Source organism: Streptomyces adelaidensis, from assembly GCF_016598475.1.
Taxonomy (GTDB): Bacteria; Actinomycetota; Actinomycetes; order Streptomycetales; family Streptomycetaceae; genus Streptomyces; species Streptomyces adelaidensis.
Window position 1 is genome coordinate 18,529 of the sequence record NZ_JAEMUX010000086.1, and the last position, 15,229, is coordinate 33,757.

A 15,229-nucleotide genomic window follows, 5' to 3' on the forward strand; every position below is an offset into this window, starting at 1 on the left:
CCGGTGCGGCCTAGTACGAGAAGGCCATCGGCTTGTCGGCGTCACGGGGGTCGCCGCCGATCTTCGTGGGCGGGTTGAGGTCGGCCTCCGTCAGCTCGGGCGGTCCCGCCTTGATGTACTTCGTGAGCAGCTTGACCTCGACGACGGCGAGGATGGCGTACAGGGTGGTGAAGACGATCATCGAGGTGAGGATCTCGCCCTGGGAGACACCGGGGGAGACCGCGTCCTCGGTGCGCAGCACGCCGTAGACGACCCACGGCTGGCGGCCCATCTCGGTGAAGATCCAGCCCCATGAGCTGGCGATCAGCGGGAAGCCCAGGGTCAGGACCGCGATGCGCCAGTACCACTTGGTGAGGGTCGGGCCGAGTGCCTTCTTCGGCAGCAGCACGAGGTGCGGCACTTCGTCGTCGCCCACCCGCAGTTGCTGCGGCAGCAGGAACTTCTTGCGGGTCAGCCAGAGCCCGACCAGACCGATGGCGAAGGACGTCATGCCGAAGCCGATCATCCAGCGGAAGCCCCAGTAGGCGACCGGGATGTTGGGCCGGTAGTCGCCGGGCCCGTACTTCTCCTGCTCGGCCTTGTTGACGTCGTTGATGCCGGGGACGTACGAGTCGAAATCGTCGTTGGCGAGGAAGGACAGCAGGCCGGGGATCTCGATGGCGACCTTGTTGTGGCCCTTGTCGACGTCGCCATAGGCGAAGACGGAGAAGGGCGCGGGCGCCTCGCCGTCCCACAGGGCCTCGGCGGCGGCCATCTTCATGGGCTGCTGCTTGAACATGACCTTGCCGAGCAGATCGCCGCTGATCGCGGTGAGCATGCCGGCGATGACCACGGTGACCAGGCCTAGCCGCAGCGAGGTCTTCATCACCGGGATGTGCTTCTTGCGTGCCAGATGGAAGGCCGCTATGCCGACCATGAAGGCGCCGCCGGTGAGGAAGGCCGCCGCGAGGGTGTGGAAGACCTGGGTGAGCGCGGTGTTCTGGGTCAGGACGAGCCAGAAGTCGGTGAGCTCGGCCCGGCCCTTCGCCTCGTTGATCCGGTAGCCGACGGGGTGCTGCATCCACGAGTTGGCCGCGAGGATGAAGTACGCCGACAGGATCGTGCCTATGGAGACCATCCAGATGCAGACGAGGTGGATCTTCTGCGGCAGCTTGTCCCAGCCGAAGATCCACAGGCCGATGAAGGTGGACTCGAAGAAGAAGGCGATCAGCGCCTCGAAGGCGAGCGGGGCTCCGAAGACGTCACCGACGAAGCGCGAGTAGTCGGACCAGTTCATGCCGAACTGGAACTCCTGCACGATGCCCGTGACGACACCCATGGCGATGTTGATCAGGAAGAGCTTGCCCCAGAACTTCGTCGCCTTGAGGTACTTCTCCTTCCCCGAACGCACCCACGCGGTCTGCAGGCCGGCGGTGAGCGCGGCGAGCGAGATCGTGAGCGGGACGAAGAGGAAGTGGTAGACGGTGGTGATACCGAATTGCCATCGCGCCAGAGTCTCCGGCGCCAGAGCGAGGTCCACGTCTTCTCCTTACATGCCGTGGCACTGCGGCAGTTTGCCCTGCTTGTCACGTACATCACAGGACAACCGGGACGAGCTTGTGAACGCGTTCACATTCACAAGCATTATGGCGCATGCCCGTTCGAACCCCGACACGCGGGGGGTCCCTAATCCCGCAACGATCACCGCAGCCTGCGAAAAGAGCACGTCAGCCCACCTCCAGGCATGAAAAAAAGGGCCCGGGACAGCACCCCGGACCCTCGATCGCCGCCAGCTAGAGCTCCTTGCGGAAGGCCTCCGTCACCTTGAGGAAGATGTCGTTCGCCTCGGTCTCGCCGATCGTCACCCGCACCCCCTCGCCAGGGAACGGCCGTACGACGACGCCGGCCTGCTCGCACAGGGCGGCGAAATCGACCGTGCGCTCCCCCAGCCGCAGCCACACGAAGTTCGCCTGCGTCTCCGGCACCGTCCAGCCCTGGCCGCGCAGCGCTTCGACGACCCGGTTCCGCTCACAGACCAGCGAGCCGACCCGGCCGAGAAGCTCGTCCTCGGCGTTCAGCGAGGCGACGGCGGCGTCCTGGGCCAGCTGGCTCACACCGAACGGCACGGCCGTCTTGCGCAGGGCGGCCGCCACCGGCTCGTGGGCGATCGCGAAGCCCACCCGGAGGCCGGCGAGTCCGTACGCCTTGGAGAAGGTCCGCAGCACACACACGTTCGGCCGCTCGCGGTAGAACTGCACGCCGTCCGGCACCTCGACATCGCGCACGAACTCCCGGTACGCCTCGTCCAGCACCACCAGCACATCACCGGGCACCCGGTCGAGGAACCGCTCCAACTCGGCCCGGCGGACCGCCGTCCCCGTCGGGTTGTTCGGGTTGCAGACGAAAATCAGCCGGGTCCGGTCGGTGATCGCGTCCGCCATGGCGTCCAGGTCATGCACATCACCCGGCGTCAGCGGCACCTGCACCGACGTGGCGCCGCTGATCTGCGTGATGATCGGGTACGCCTCGAACGACCGCCAGGCGTAGATCACCTCGTCGCCGGGCCCCGAGGTCGCCTGGAGCAACTGCTGGGCGACACCGACCGAGCCGGTGCCTGTGGCCAGGTCCGTGACCGGCACCCCGAAGCGGTCCGACAACTCGTTCATCAGCCCGGTGCACGCCATGTCCGGGTACCGGTTGAAGGACGAGGCCGCGCCGGTCACGCTCTCCAGCACACCGGGCAGCGGCGGATAGGGGTTCTCGTTGGAGGACAGCTTGTACGCCACCGGGCCGCCCGCCGCGGCCGCCCTGCCCGGCTTGTAGGTGGGGATACCCGCCAGCTCGGCTCGCAGCTTGGGGCTCGTCTCGCTCACCGCAGTCCTCCTCGTCGACGTAATGCTTCTCACCTTATGAGGATTCCGCGCCCCTGCGAACGGCCTGTGGACAACCGCGGCCACACTGTGTCCACACCTCTCCGGCCCCATCAGCCTCACGGGCATCAGCGCACGAAGGTGTACGAATCTCGGGGGCGCGCCGCTCAGAAGCACGCGCGCCGGTGGCTCGCGCCGTGGCGCGCGTCACCCGTGCAGGTGAGTTGAGACCTCTTCGAAACATGAGCTACTTGGCAGGCTCATCCGCGTCGACAAGACACGTCCTGGCATTGGATCGCCCAACTCCCTTACAATGCAAGGAAATTGACCCTTTGTGACCATGCAGAAACGTGCCTGTCAACGAGCGCATATGCGTCCGCACTACCCCACCGCATGAGCCCTACTATCGGCTCGCCATGACAGCAGCAGGGAAGCACCAGGTGAGCCGCGCGGAAACCCCCCGCCGAGGCACCCGGTCGGGCCGGGCGGGCATCCGAGACGTGGCCGCCGCCGCCGGAGTCTCCATCACGACCGTTTCGGACGCCCTCAACGGCAAGGGCCGGCTCCCGGACGCCACCCGACGCCATGTACGCGAGGTCGCCGACCGACTTGGCTACCGCCCCTCGGCGGCGGCCCGAACTCTCAGAACCGGCAAATCCGGCCTCATCGGCCTGACCGTGACCACATACGGGGATGAACCTTTCACCTTCACCGAGTTCGCGTACTTCGCGGAAATGGCGCGGGCCGCCACCTCGGCCGCGCTGGCCCGGGGCTACGCCCTGGTCATCCTCCCCGCGACCTCGCGACACGACGTGTGGTCGAACGTCGCCCTGGACGGCACCGTGGTCATCGACCCGTCCGACCACGACCCGGTTGTCAGCGAACTGGTCCGCCAGGGGTTACCAGTGGTCTCAGACGGCCGCCCGGCCGGCTCGCTGCCGGTCACCGCGTGGGTCGACAACGACCACGAGGCCGCGGTCCTCGGGATCCTTGACCACCTGGCCGATTCGGGCGCACGCCGGATCGGGCTCCTCACGGGCACGACGACCGACACGTACACCCATCTCTCCACCACCGCATACCTGCGCTGGTGCGAGCGCGTGGGCCAGGATCCGGTGTACGAAGCCTATCCGGCACACGATCCGTGCGCGGGAGCCATCGCAGCCGACCGGCTGCTGGCCCGGCCCGACCGCCCCGACGCGGTCTACGGCCTATTCGACCCGAACGGCACCGATCTGCTGGCCGCCGCCCGGCGGTACGGTCTGCGCGTCCCCGACGACCTGCTGCTCGTCTGCTGCAGCGAGTCCACGGTGTACGCCACGACCGAGCCGCCGATCACCACGCTCTCGCTGAAGCCGCGCCGGATCGGCACGGCCGTGGTCCAGCTCCTCATCGACGCCATCGAGGGGCTCGAATCGGACCAACCGGTCGAGCAGGTGATACCGACGGAGCTGATCGTGCGGACCTCGTCCGAGCGGCGTCCACCGCGTACGACGGTCAGCCCGCCACGATCACCTGAAGAAGGTTGACGCCGCAGCGAGGATCCGAACGGGAATTGGGCGGGGAGAGCCCCGCCCAATTCGGGAGAAATCCTCAGCGAACTGGGACCCTGCGCCATTTCACCACCCCTGGGTCATCACATGGCGCGATCCGCATTCCTATGATGGGCGGACGACACCGCGGGCCGCTGCGACCAGGCAGTCCGATGCGGTGCAGACGCGGGCGATGGTGGTGGAGGGGTCGATGACGCAGGGGGCCGGTCAGGGACCCGAGGTGCGGACGCCGACGGTGCGCGATTTCCGTGTACCCGCGTACGTCCACGAGGCCGGTCCGTACGGACAGACCACACAACCCGGCGAGGCCTCCAGGCCCGCCGAAGAGCCGGACGACTACCCGGCGGGGTACACCCCGACGCAGCGGGATCTACCGGTGATCAACCGAGGTGACACGCTTCAGGTCGTGATCGACCCGGAGGCCGCGGAGGCAGACCGGTCCGCCGCCCGATCGGGTCCGCTCTTCGTCGTCGGGGACGTCCACGGCTACCTCGACGAACTCCTCGCCGCGCTCCGCGAGAAGGGTCTCGTCGACGCCGCGGGCAACTGGTCGGCGGGCACCGCCCGGCTCTGGTTCCTCGGCGACTTCACCGACCGCGGCCCGGACGGCATCGGCGTCATCGACCTCGTGATGCGCCTGTCCGCCGAGGCGGCCGCGGCAGGCGGCTACTGCAAGGCCCTCATGGGCAACCACGAGCTGCTGCTGCTCGGCGCCAAGCGGTTCGGCGACACCCCCGTCAACTCCGGTGCGGGCACCGCCACCTTCCAGGCCGCCTGGCTGCTCAACGGTGGCCAGAAGACCGACATGGACCGCCTCCAGGACCACCATCTTCAGTGGATGGCCCGTCTCGACGCCATGGAGGAGGTCGACGGCCACCTCCTGGTGCACTCCGACACCACCGCCTACCGCGACTACGGCGACTCCATCGAGGCGGTCAACGACACCGTCCGCGAGACGATCACTCGCAATGACCCGGACGAGGTCTGGGATCTCTTCCGCAAGTTCACCCGGCGCTTCTCCTTCCGCGACGAGGGCGGCGCCGACGCCGTGCGCTCGCTGTTGGACACCTACGGCGGCACCCGCATCGTCCATGGTCACAGCCCCATTCCGTATCTCCTGGGCGACGTCGGCTCGGAGGACGGTGAGGACAACGCGGGCCCTTCGGTCGACGGACCGTACACCTATGCGGACGGACTGGCCGTCGCCATGGACGGCGGCGTGACCATGGCCGGAAAACTGCTGGTCCAGCAACTTCCCCTGGGTAGCTGAGCCTTCAACGGGCAGGCGTCTTCCGTCGGAAGAGTTCGCTGGCCAGGGGCCAATTTATTCAAACCCCCTGTCACCGCCTGCCGTCACCGCTCTACCATCGGCTTATCCGTAGCAGGCTCCCCTCCGTTTCTGCCCGACGGCTCGTCAGCATGCCGAGCCACAAGCCCTACGGAGCATCGGGGGATGCACATGAACAGCGTTCCGCAGCACCTGCTCAGTGAGGACCGCCAGGAGTACGAGCGGATCCTCGGCGAGGTGCTGCGCTCCGCCCCACACCGCCCGGAATTCGCCGCCGGCCTGCAGCGCCTCAACCCCGAACAGCTGCGCACCATGGCCCTCAACGCCACGGCGATCATCACGGCCGCCGCAGCGACCGAATACCAGTACTACGTAAAGGTCCGCGACGAATTCCGCAGCCCGTCGTCACCCACCGTCCCCGCTCGTGAAGGGGCGGCGTCCGGATCCAGCGAGCCGGACGGCACCGCGGTGGGACTCGCGGTCTCCATGGGCGAGGTCACCGAGGCGGCAGGTGCCGGCGCCGGTGCCATAGCCGCGGTGCTCGCGCCCGTCCTCGCCGGCACCGCCGCCGTGCTCTTCCTGCTCGTGGGGTACGTCATGAAGGTGCTCGACCCCGATCGGGCGATAGCCAAGACCCTCCTCACCACGGGGTGGGTCTTCGGCGCGGTCACGGCCGCGGCGATCCTGGTGGCCGCGGTCGGCCTCCTGCTCACCGCCCTGCGTAACAACGCCACCGCCCTTCTGGACGACGGAGCGCGCGGCGAGCTGAGCGAGGAGGTGTCCCGGGCCAAGGAAGCCTGGCGCGAGGTTCTTCTGGAGCGCGGCATCCTGCCGTTCCTCCGTGACGCCCTCGCGAATCCGGGCCCGGAGCTGCTGAGCGAGCCGGACCGGCCGGCACCGCCCAGCCGTATGCCGCACCTCGGCTACGGCCGCCCGAGCTTCACCAGCCCGGACAGCGGCGGCGCCGGCTCCCGCCCCAGCTACACCAGCCCGGACTTCACCAGCCCGGACTTCGGCGGCCCCGAGCACCACCCGGAGTAACGCCCCGGGCTACGGCCGCCGCCCCGGAAGCCACCGGGCTTCGGCGGCCACCCGGCGCGCCCCGGCCGACCTCGGCCAGAGCGCCGCCACCCCGCGACGGGCTCTCCCGGCAACCAGCTGGAAGAGCGCCGCTCGTCGCGGACTTCGAGCGTCCGAAGACAGCGCGACACGACTGAACGCACCAGTGGTACGCGCCCTGACGCACGCCTCAAGGCCAGCATCGCCGCCGTGGTCGGTGTCAGTCCGCCATCGGCAGATACACCCGGTTCCCCGCCTCCGCGAACTCCTTGGACTTCTGGGCCATGCCCGCCTCGATCTCGGCCTTGGAACCGCCGTGTTCGCGGCGGATGTCGTGGGAGATCTTCATCGAGCAGAACTTCGGGCCACACATGGAGCAGAAGTGGGCCGTCTTGGCCGGCTCGGCCGGGAGGGTCTCGTCGTGGAACTCCCGGGCCGTATCGGGGTCGAGGGCCAGATTGAACTGGTCCTCCCAGCGGAACTCGAAGCGGGCGTCCGACAACGCGTCGTCCCACTCCTGTGCGCCCGGATGCCCCTTGGCGAGGTCCGCCGCATGGGCCGCGATCTTGTAGGTGATGACGCCGGTCTTCACGTCGTCACGATTGGGCAGTCCCAAGTGTTCCTTGGGCGTGACGTAGCAGAGCATCGCAGTGCCCCACCACGCGATCATCGCGGCACCTATGCCTGAGGTGATGTGGTCGTACGCCGGTGCGACGTCCGTGGTCAGCGGGCCGAGCGTATAGAACGGAGCCTCATCGCAGATCTCCTGCTGCAGATCGATGTTCTCCTTGATCTTGTGCATCGGGACGTGTCCCGGGCCTTCGATCATGGTCTGTACGTGGAAACGCTTCGCGATCGTGTTGAGTTCCCCGAGCGTGCGCAGCTCCGCGAACTGCGCCTCGTCGTTGGCATCCGCGATGGAGCCGGGCCGGAGACCGTCGCCGAGCGAGTACGTGACGTCGTAGGCCGCGAGAATCTCGCACAGTTCCTCGAAGTTCTCGTAGAGGAACGACTCCTTGTGGTGTGCCAGGCACCAGGCCGCCATGATCGAGCCGCCGCGCGAGACGATGCCGGTCTTGCGGTTGGCGGTCAGCGGTACGTACGCCAGGCGCACGCCCGCGTGGACCGTCATGTAGTCCACGCCCTGTTCGGCCTGCTCGATGACCGTGTCCTTGTAGATCTCCCAGGTCAGCTCCTCGGCCCTGCCGTCGACTTTCTCCAGGGCCTGGTAGAGCGGCACCGTGCCGATGGGAACAGGGGAGTTGCGCAGCACCCATTCGCGGGTGGTGTGGATGTTCCGGCCGGTGGACAGGTCCATGACCGTGTCGGCGCCCCAGCGGGTCGCCCAGGTCATCTTCTCGACCTCCTCCTCGATGGAGGAAGTGACCGCGGAGTTGCCGATGTTGGCGTTGACCTTCACCAGGAACCGCTTACCGATGATCATCGGCTCGATCTCCGGATGGTTCACGTTCGCGGGCAGTACGGCCCTGCCCGCCGCGATCTCCTCGCGGACGACCTCCGGCGCGACGTTCTCGCGCACGGCCACGAACTCCATCTCGGGGGTGATCTCCCCACGTCGCGCGTACGCGAGCTGGGTCACCGCCCGGCCGTCACGGCTCCGGCGCGGCTGGCGCGGCCGCCCGGGGAACACCGCGTCGAGATTGCGCAGCCCGCCGCGTGGCGAGGTGTGCTTGATCCCGTCGTCCTCGGGGCGGACCGGACGGCCCGCGTACTCCTCGGTGTCTCCGCGCGCCACGATCCAGTTCTCGCGGAGGGGGAGGAGTCCCCTGCGGACATCGGTCTCCGCGGTGGGATCGGTGTACGGGCCGGAGGTGTCGTACAGGGTGACGGACTGCCCGTTGGTGAGGTGCACCTGGCGGACCGGCACCCGCAGATCGGGGCGCGAGCCCTCGATGTACGCCTTGTGCCAGCCGACGGACTTCCCGGCCTCCAGCGGCTGTTCGCCGTGGTTCTTTTCGCCCTCGGACGAGGCGGATGCCCCATCTGTCTGGCTGGAGGCAGGCGTGCGTGTGTCCTCGATGGTCATGAGACCTACTCCCTACGCCGGCATTACCCGGTAACAGGTTCAGCGGTCGACGCAGCGATTTCCGCCCGGCGATGTTCCACGTGAAACATCGCGTCTGCGGAGGTCAGCGCCCTCTCAGCCCGGTGCTCCGAGCTCCCGCGTGTGCAAAGGTGGCTCCACGCTAGCGGCAGATGTGGCGCGGTGAACAGTGGGCACCGCTCGTTCTTGCGATGATCGGTCGGTGACCACGACGCAGCAGCCCCCGCCTCCGCCCCCCGAGCCGCCCCATGGCCATGGCCCCGGAGACGGCCATGGCCACGGCTCCCACGGTGGCCGTGGATACGGCTCCGGTGGCGGCCACGGACCCGGCGACGGGCACGGCCAAGACCCCTCGCCCAGTGGCGGCAACGGCCATTCCCACAGTCACAGCCACGGCCCCGCCGCGCCCGTTTCGCAGCATCTGCGCAAGGTCATCGCGGCGGTGCTGATCCCCTTCGCAGCCGCGGTCGTCGTGGGCCTCGTCGTGCTCTGGCCCGGCGGCGCTCCGGAGCACGAGCGCACCGGGGTGGGCTTCGACCGGCAGACACAGCAGGCCACCGTCACGAAGGTCGAAGAGGTCGACTGCTCGTCAGTGAACGCCTCGGGCGAGACCCCGACCGGCGACACGTCCACCGCCGAGGGCTCGTCCGCACAGCAGCAAGCGAACGGCACCTGCAAGAAGGCGACGATCCGGGTCGACACCGGCGACGACAAGGGCCGTACGTTCACGGAGATCATTCAGCCGGACCAGTCACGGCAGCTGGAGCAGGGCCAGGAGGTCGTGGTCGCGTACGAACCCGCCGCGCCCAAGGATCTGCAGTACTCGGTCACCGATGTGAACCGGAAGTTCCCGATGGCGCTGCTCGCCGGGATCTTCGCACTCGCCGTCGTGGCAGTGGGCCGGATGCGCGGTGTCATGGCTCTGGTCGCGCTGGCCATCAGCTTCATGGTGCTGACCCTCTTCATCCTGCCGGCCATCCTGCAGGGCTCGAATCCGTTGGTGGTGGCGGTGGTCGGGGCGAGCGCCATCATGCTGATCGCGCTCTACATGTGCCATGGCCTTTCGGCCCGTACCTCGGTCGCGGTGCTCGGCACGCTGATCTCGCTGCTGCTGATCGGCCTGTTGGGCTCGCTGTTCATCGACTGGGCCGCCCTGACCGGCAACACGGACGACAACACCGGCCTGATCCACGGGCTGTACCCGACGATCGACATGAGCGGTCTGCTGCTCGCCGGCGTCATCATCGGTTCGCTCGGTGTACTCGACGACGTGACGGTCACGCAGACGTCGGCGGTCTGGGAACTGCACGAGGCCAATCCGTCGATGGGCTGGCGCGAGCTGTACCGCGCGGGCATCCGGATCGGCCGGGACCACATCGCGTCGGTGGTCAACACCCTCGTCCTCGCCTACGCCGGTGCCGCACTCCCGCTGCTCCTGCTCTTCTCGATCGCGCAGAGCAGTGTCGGCACGGTCGCCAACAGCGAGCTGGTCGCCGAGGAGATCGTGCGCACGCTCGTCGGCTCGATCGGCCTGGTGGCCTCGGTTCCGTTGACCACCGCGCTGGCCGCCCTGGTCGTCTCGGCCGACCGGCCGGGCGCCTCGGCGGAGGAAGCGGCCGTGCCCGCTCCGGCGCGCGGCGGAAGGGGCCGTCGGCGCAAGCGCTGAAGCGTTACGCCACCCTCGGGCGGCGCAGGGCTCAGCCCGCGCTCTGCTCCTCCGCCAGGATGCGGTCCAGCGCCTCGTCGAGCAGTGTGTCGAAGTCCGCGAGGGAACGCTCTTGCCCCAGCGGCACGAGCTTGTCCGTGCGGTCCAGGAACGCCACCAGCGGCGCCGTGCCGACCCGGAACAGCGCCTGATCGATACCGACCTGAAGCCGGATCAGGACCTCGCCGAAACTCTCCGGATCGGCGGGCGCGATATGGACGTCCCCGTCCCCGCACGGCCGCCCCACGCCGTCGATGAGCAGCTCCCGCCCGAAGGCCCAGGTCACGGGGGCGTCACCGGGCAGATGGAAGGTCAGCCGCACGGCGTAGGGATCACAGGTCTCGTAACGCAGCTCCACCGGGATGCGGAAGGAGAGCTCCTCCGAGACGAGGAAGCTCATCATGACCTCTGCCTGTACCGACTCGCGCATCGCCTACCCCGCCGTGTTCGTCGACTGGTCAGGCATCATCCGCCTGACACCCCTGGAAGTTTGCTGAAAGTACACGAGAGATCACAAGGAGTGATTTTTCAGATGCTGATAGAGATCGCGAGTGTCCCTAGTAGCTTTCCGATCTCGGTCTGCAACTGATGCGCCGCGGGCAGCAGCCGGTCGGCCTGGTGCAGGGGCAGCGAAATGGCCAGAGTCCCGGCGGTCGCCCCCGCGGTGATGGGGATCGCGGCGCAGACCGTCCCCAGGGCGTACTCCTGACGCTCGACGACCGGTTCCATCCGCCCGATCCGGTCCAGGCGCCGTAGCAGCGTCTCGTTGTCGCGAACGGTGTACGGGGTGAGTGACTGCACCGGATAGCGGTTTAGGTGATCGCGGCGGGCGTCGTCGCCGAGCTGGGACAGCAGACACTGCCCGATGGCGTGTGCGTGGCCGGTCTCCCGGAAGTCTGCCCACTCCTCGACCGCGGGGAGGTTCGGGCTGTCGGCGACACACTTGACCTCGATCTCGCCGTCCCGGTAGATCGCAAAGTAGACGGGTGCGCCGAGGGCGTCCCGCCAGTGCGCCAGTGCCTCGCCCACCGTGCTGCGACGTTTCTGCTGCGCTCCGCTGCTGCTCAGCCGCTCGGCGGCCTCACCGAGGAAGAACAGCCCCTTCTCCCGGCGCAGATAGCCCTCGTGCACCAGCGTGCGCAGCAGGTGGTACGCCGTGGGCAGGGCGAGTCCGGCATCCCGCGCCAACTGCTTGGCCGGCGCCCCGTGTTCTCGCTCGGCGACGGCTTCCAGCAGCCGCATCGCCCGCTGTACGGAGCCGATGAGGGTGCCGGAGTTCGTCTCCGACACGGGCGTCGGGGCAGGGGGCGGGATGCGCGTCCCCCTGCCCGAACCGTGCCCGTGAGGCGGCCCGGGCCGGACGAGTGCCCCCGCCGGTGCCTGTGTCCGGGTCGGTGGGGCCGGTGTCCGCGGCTGCGCCCGTGGCGGCGTCTGCGCCACCGGAGGGTCGCCGCCCCGAGCGTTCTCCTCACCCGGCGAGGTGCGTGGCTGCGCGGGGGGAGCCGGGGCCTTGGAGGACCTCGTACGCGACGGAGGCGGCGGAACCTGAGTCGGCGCGGCCCGAACACATGGCTGCTCGGCGGCGGCTGTCGGTGTGGATCGAGGGCCCGGCTGGGTGGGAGGAACGGCGCTCTGCGCCGACTGGGAGCGCTGGGCTGGTGGAGAGAGCGGATCTGCGGGTGCGGTGTCAGCCGTGGCCAAGGGTCACTCCCGAAGCGCGAGGAGGGCCGCCCGTGCGGGGGACACGGGAGGAAAATGCGCCGCCCGCGGGGGTCGAGCCCGCGACGAGTTCCCGGACTCTAGCCGCCTGTCACCGTCCGTAGACGGGCCCGACGGGAAACTTCCCTCTGGCGAGGGAACCTCACGTTCCTGTTACCGCCGCGCCCTGACCGGCCTCACTCACTCACGTCACAGCCGTTACCCCGTGCTGACGCCTCACCAGTCGCCGCGCGAGGAGGAGCCCGCCGTGAACTTCCGTACGACGTAGATCAGTCCACCGACCAGTGCCACGAAGACCAGCACCTTGAAGAGCAGGCCGACCACGACCTGGACGACGCTGACTATCAGCCCTCCGAACACGAGCAGAGCGATGACCGGCACCGCGATCCACTTCACCCACCACGGCATCCCCGTGAAGATCTCCCGCATCGCCCTTGCTCCTTGTGTCTCCACCCGTCGCCCCGCCACCGGGGCACTGCTTCCGGGCCTACAGCTGTCCTGTCATCGATGCTAGGGCCGCGAAGGGGCCGTTCGGGGGCTTCGCACCCCTTGTCCGTCCCTGATCGTTCCCCTAGGGAACCGTGAAGCGGACCTCAGCCCTCCGGCGGAGAGAAGACCACCACGACCCTCAGGTCCTCGGTGATGTGGTGGAACTTGTGGGCGACCCCGGCGGGCACGTACACGACACTGCCACGCGCCACCTGGGTAGTCTCCAGGCCGACCGTGAGCGAGGCCCGGCCGCTCACCACCAGGTACACCTCGTCCTGGCTGTGGGGCTTCTGCGGGTCGAGTTCGCCGGCGTCGAGCGCGTACAGGCCGACGGACATGTTCCGCTCGCGCAGGAACTGCAGATAGGCACCGTCATTGGCGGCTCGCTCCGCCTCCAGTTCATCCAACCGGAATGCCTTCATCGACTTAGTCGCCCCTGCCCAGTGCTCGTACCGATCTCTTCTGCCACGATCAGACACATGATGAATTTCCTAGTCAAGACGATCGCCAACGCGGGTGCCCTGGCAGTCGCCGTATGGCTGATCGACAAGATCACTCTGACCGGGGACAGCACGGGCAAGAAGGTCGGCACGCTGCTGCTGGTCGCTCTCGTGTTCGGCCTGGTGAACGCCGTGGTCAAGCCGCTCGTGAAGCTGCTCACCCTCCCGCTGTTCATCCTCACGCTCGGCCTGTTCACACTGGTCGTCAATGCCCTGATGCTGCTGCTCACCTCGTGGCTGGCCGACAAGCTCGATCTGAGCTTCCACGTGGACGGGTTCTGGATTGCCGTCCTCGGCGGACTGATCATCTCGATCGTCTCGTGGGCGCTCAGCCTCGTCCTGCCCGACGGCGACTGAGGGTCGGCATGACCTACCGAGTCTGTTTCGTCTGCACCGGCAACATCTGCCGCTCCCCGATGGCCGAGTCCGTCTTCCGCGCCCGCATAGCGGAGGCCGGACTCGACGGCCTGGTCGAGGTCGACAGCGCGGGCACCGGCGGCTGGCACGAGGGCGACGCCGCCGATCCACGCACCGTCTCCGTCCTGGAGGCGAACGGTTACGACGGCATGCACGCGGCCCGGCAGTTCCAGGTCTCCTGGTTCTCCCGCCTCGACCTCGTCATCGCCCTCGACGACGGCCACTTCAAAGCCCTGCGCCGCCTCGCGCCCACGGCGGCGGACGCGGACAAGATCCGGCTCCTGCGCTCCTACGACCCCGCCGCGGGCGACGACCTCGATGTTCCCGACCCCTACTACGGGGGCATGGACGGCTTCGAGGAGTGCCTGGAGCTCGTGGAGGCGGCGAGCCCCGGGCTGCTGGCCGCCGTACGCGAACAGACGGAGGGACTGATCGCATGAGCACGGAGAACCCCACCGCGGGCCCCGGTGACGGCACGCGCGCGGTGCGGGCCGGACTGCCCGAGCCCGTCAAACACGAACCGACCCTTCCCGGGCCGGTCTTCGCCGCTCACTACCACCTCCCGGGCGAGCCCACCGGCCCGTACGCCTATGGTCGCGACCAGAACCCCACATGGACCCTCCTGGAACGCGCCATCGGCGAACTGGAGGCGCCCGGGAGGGACGACGCCGTGGAGACGCTCGTCTTCGCCTCCGGAATGGCCGCCATCTCCGCCGTCCTCTTCTCACAGCTGAGCACCGGCGACGTCGTCGTCCTGCCGAGCGACGGCTACAACGTGCTGCCCCTGGCGGGTGAGCAGCTGCGGTCGTACGGCATCGAGGTGCGCAGCGCCCCGACGGGCGGCGACGCCCAGCTCGACGCTCTCGACGGCGCCAAGCTGCTGTGGATCGAGACTCCGTCGAACCCGGGGCTGGACGTGTGCGACGTGCGGCGGCTCAGCGCGGAAGCACGCGCGCGTGGCTGCCTGGTCGCCGTCGACAACACGCTGGCGACACCGCTCGGGCAGCGGCCGCTGGACCTGGGAGCCGACTTCGCGGTGGCCAGCGGCACCAAGCAGCTGACCGGGCACGGGGACGTCCTGCTCGGATACGTCGTCGGGCGCGATGCCTCGCTGATGGCCGGCGTACGGCGCTGGCGCAAGATCGTCGGGGCCATCCCGGGCCCGATGGAGGCCTGGCTCGCGCACCGCTCGCTCGCCACACTCCAGCTGCGCGCCGACCGGCAGAACGCCAACGCCCTGGCCGTGGCCCAGGCGCTCAAGGAACGGCCCGAGGTGACCGGGCTGCGCTACCCGGGGCTGCCCGACGACCCCTCGCACAAGATCGCTTCGCAGCAGATGCGGCGCTTCGGGTGCGTGGTGTCGTTCACGCTGCCCGCGCGCGCGCGTGCCGACCGTTTTCTCGACGCGCTCCGCCTCGTGGACGATGCCACAAGCTTCGGCGGCGTGCGGTCCACCGCGGAACGGCGCGGGCGGTGGGGAGGCGACGCGGTGCCGGAGGGCTTCATCCGTTTCTCGGCCGGCGCCGAGGACACCGACGACCTCGTGGCGGATGTGCTGCGTGCGCTCGCTGTTGCTACCGACTAG

Annotated in this window: 14 protein-coding genes; 7 read left to right on the plus strand and 7 right to left on the minus strand. The window is 68.6% G+C overall.

Annotated elements, in window-relative coordinates:
- Positions 1–10: 10 nt before the first annotated feature.
- Entirely contained in the window at positions 11–1,519 is a 1,509-nt protein-coding gene (locus I8N67_RS33710; RefSeq protein WP_200308069.1) for a cytochrome ubiquinol oxidase subunit I, read from the minus strand.
- Between the two features lie 253 nt (positions 1,520–1,772).
- On the minus strand, positions 1,773–2,852 hold the full coding sequence (gene hisC, locus I8N67_RS33715) for a histidinol-phosphate transaminase (protein ID WP_200308070.1): 1,080 nt from the start codon (positions 2,850–2,852) through the stop codon (positions 1,773–1,775).
- Positions 2,853–3,265: 413 nt separating this feature from the next.
- Here hisC and I8N67_RS33720 point away from each other — a divergent pair, with 413 nt between their 5' ends.
- From I8N67_RS33720 to I8N67_RS33730, 3 genes are all read left to right on the plus strand, one after another.
- Entirely contained in the window at positions 3,266–4,378 is a 1,113-nt protein-coding gene (locus I8N67_RS33720) for a LacI family DNA-binding transcriptional regulator (RefSeq protein WP_200308071.1), read from the plus strand.
- A 199-nt stretch (positions 4,379–4,577) separates the two neighbouring features.
- A complete protein-coding gene (locus tag I8N67_RS33725; RefSeq protein ID WP_307835451.1) occupies positions 4,578–5,672 on the plus strand; it encodes a metallophosphoesterase in 1,095 nt (364 codons plus the stop codon).
- A gap of 183 nt (positions 5,673–5,855) precedes the next feature.
- Positions 5,856–6,731, plus strand: coding sequence for a hypothetical protein (locus tag I8N67_RS33730; RefSeq protein ID WP_200308073.1), 876 nt, complete (start codon positions 5,856–5,858; stop codon positions 6,729–6,731).
- Between the two features lie 238 nt (positions 6,732–6,969).
- Here I8N67_RS33730 and thiC read toward each other — a convergent pair whose 3' ends face one another.
- The gene (gene thiC, locus I8N67_RS33735; RefSeq protein ID WP_234046719.1) at positions 6,970–8,796 is read right to left on the minus strand and encodes a phosphomethylpyrimidine synthase ThiC; all 1,827 of its coding nucleotides are present in this window, start codon (positions 8,794–8,796) and stop codon (positions 6,970–6,972) included.
- Positions 8,797–9,016: 220 nt separating this feature from the next.
- On the opposite strand from thiC, the gene I8N67_RS33740 reads away from it, so the two are divergent.
- Positions 9,017–10,480: a YibE/F family protein gene (locus I8N67_RS33740; RefSeq protein WP_200308074.1), complete on the plus strand. Its 1,464-nt coding sequence runs from the start codon at positions 9,017–9,019 to the stop codon at positions 10,478–10,480.
- 31 nt (positions 10,481–10,511) lie between these two features.
- Here the strand turns inward: I8N67_RS33740 and I8N67_RS33745 are convergent, their stop codons facing one another.
- The 4 genes from I8N67_RS33745 to I8N67_RS33760 all read right to left on the minus strand — a co-directional run bounded on the left by I8N67_RS33745 (position 10,512) and on the right by I8N67_RS33760 (position 13,149).
- On the minus strand, positions 10,512–10,949 hold the full coding sequence (locus I8N67_RS33745) for an SsgA family sporulation/cell division regulator (RefSeq protein ID WP_200308075.1): 438 nt from the start codon (positions 10,947–10,949) through the stop codon (positions 10,512–10,514).
- A 98-nt stretch (positions 10,950–11,047) separates the two neighbouring features.
- A complete protein-coding gene (locus tag I8N67_RS33750) occupies positions 11,048–11,809 on the minus strand; it encodes an IclR family transcriptional regulator (protein WP_307835450.1) in 762 nt (253 codons plus the stop codon).
- 645 nt (positions 11,810–12,454) lie between these two features.
- Complete coding sequence (locus I8N67_RS33755; protein ID WP_200308076.1) at positions 12,455–12,667, minus strand: DUF5326 family protein; 213 nt, start codon at positions 12,665–12,667, stop codon at positions 12,455–12,457.
- A gap of 164 nt (positions 12,668–12,831) precedes the next feature.
- Entirely contained in the window at positions 12,832–13,149 is a 318-nt protein-coding gene (locus tag I8N67_RS33760) for a cupin domain-containing protein (protein WP_200308077.1), read from the minus strand.
- Positions 13,150–13,206: 57 nt separating this feature from the next.
- Here I8N67_RS33760 and I8N67_RS33765 point away from each other — a divergent pair, with 57 nt between their 5' ends.
- The 3 genes from I8N67_RS33765 to I8N67_RS33775 are packed head-to-tail and all read left to right on the plus strand — an operon-like array spanning position 13,207 to position 15,229.
- Positions 13,207–13,584 carry a phage holin family protein gene (locus I8N67_RS33765; protein ID WP_200308078.1) on the plus strand — a complete coding sequence of 126 codons (378 nt, stop codon included), beginning with the start codon at positions 13,207–13,209 and terminating at the stop codon, positions 13,582–13,584.
- Positions 13,585–13,592: 8 nt separating this feature from the next.
- Positions 13,593–14,084 (plus strand): low molecular weight protein-tyrosine-phosphatase, encoded by a 492-nt coding sequence (locus I8N67_RS33770; RefSeq protein ID WP_200308079.1) that lies wholly within the window; start codon positions 13,593–13,595, stop codon positions 14,082–14,084.
- Positions 14,081–15,229 (plus strand): cystathionine gamma-lyase, encoded by a 1,149-nt coding sequence (locus I8N67_RS33775; protein WP_200308080.1) that lies wholly within the window; start codon positions 14,081–14,083, stop codon positions 15,227–15,229. Before I8N67_RS33770 ends, I8N67_RS33775 begins: the two co-directional genes overlap by 4 nt.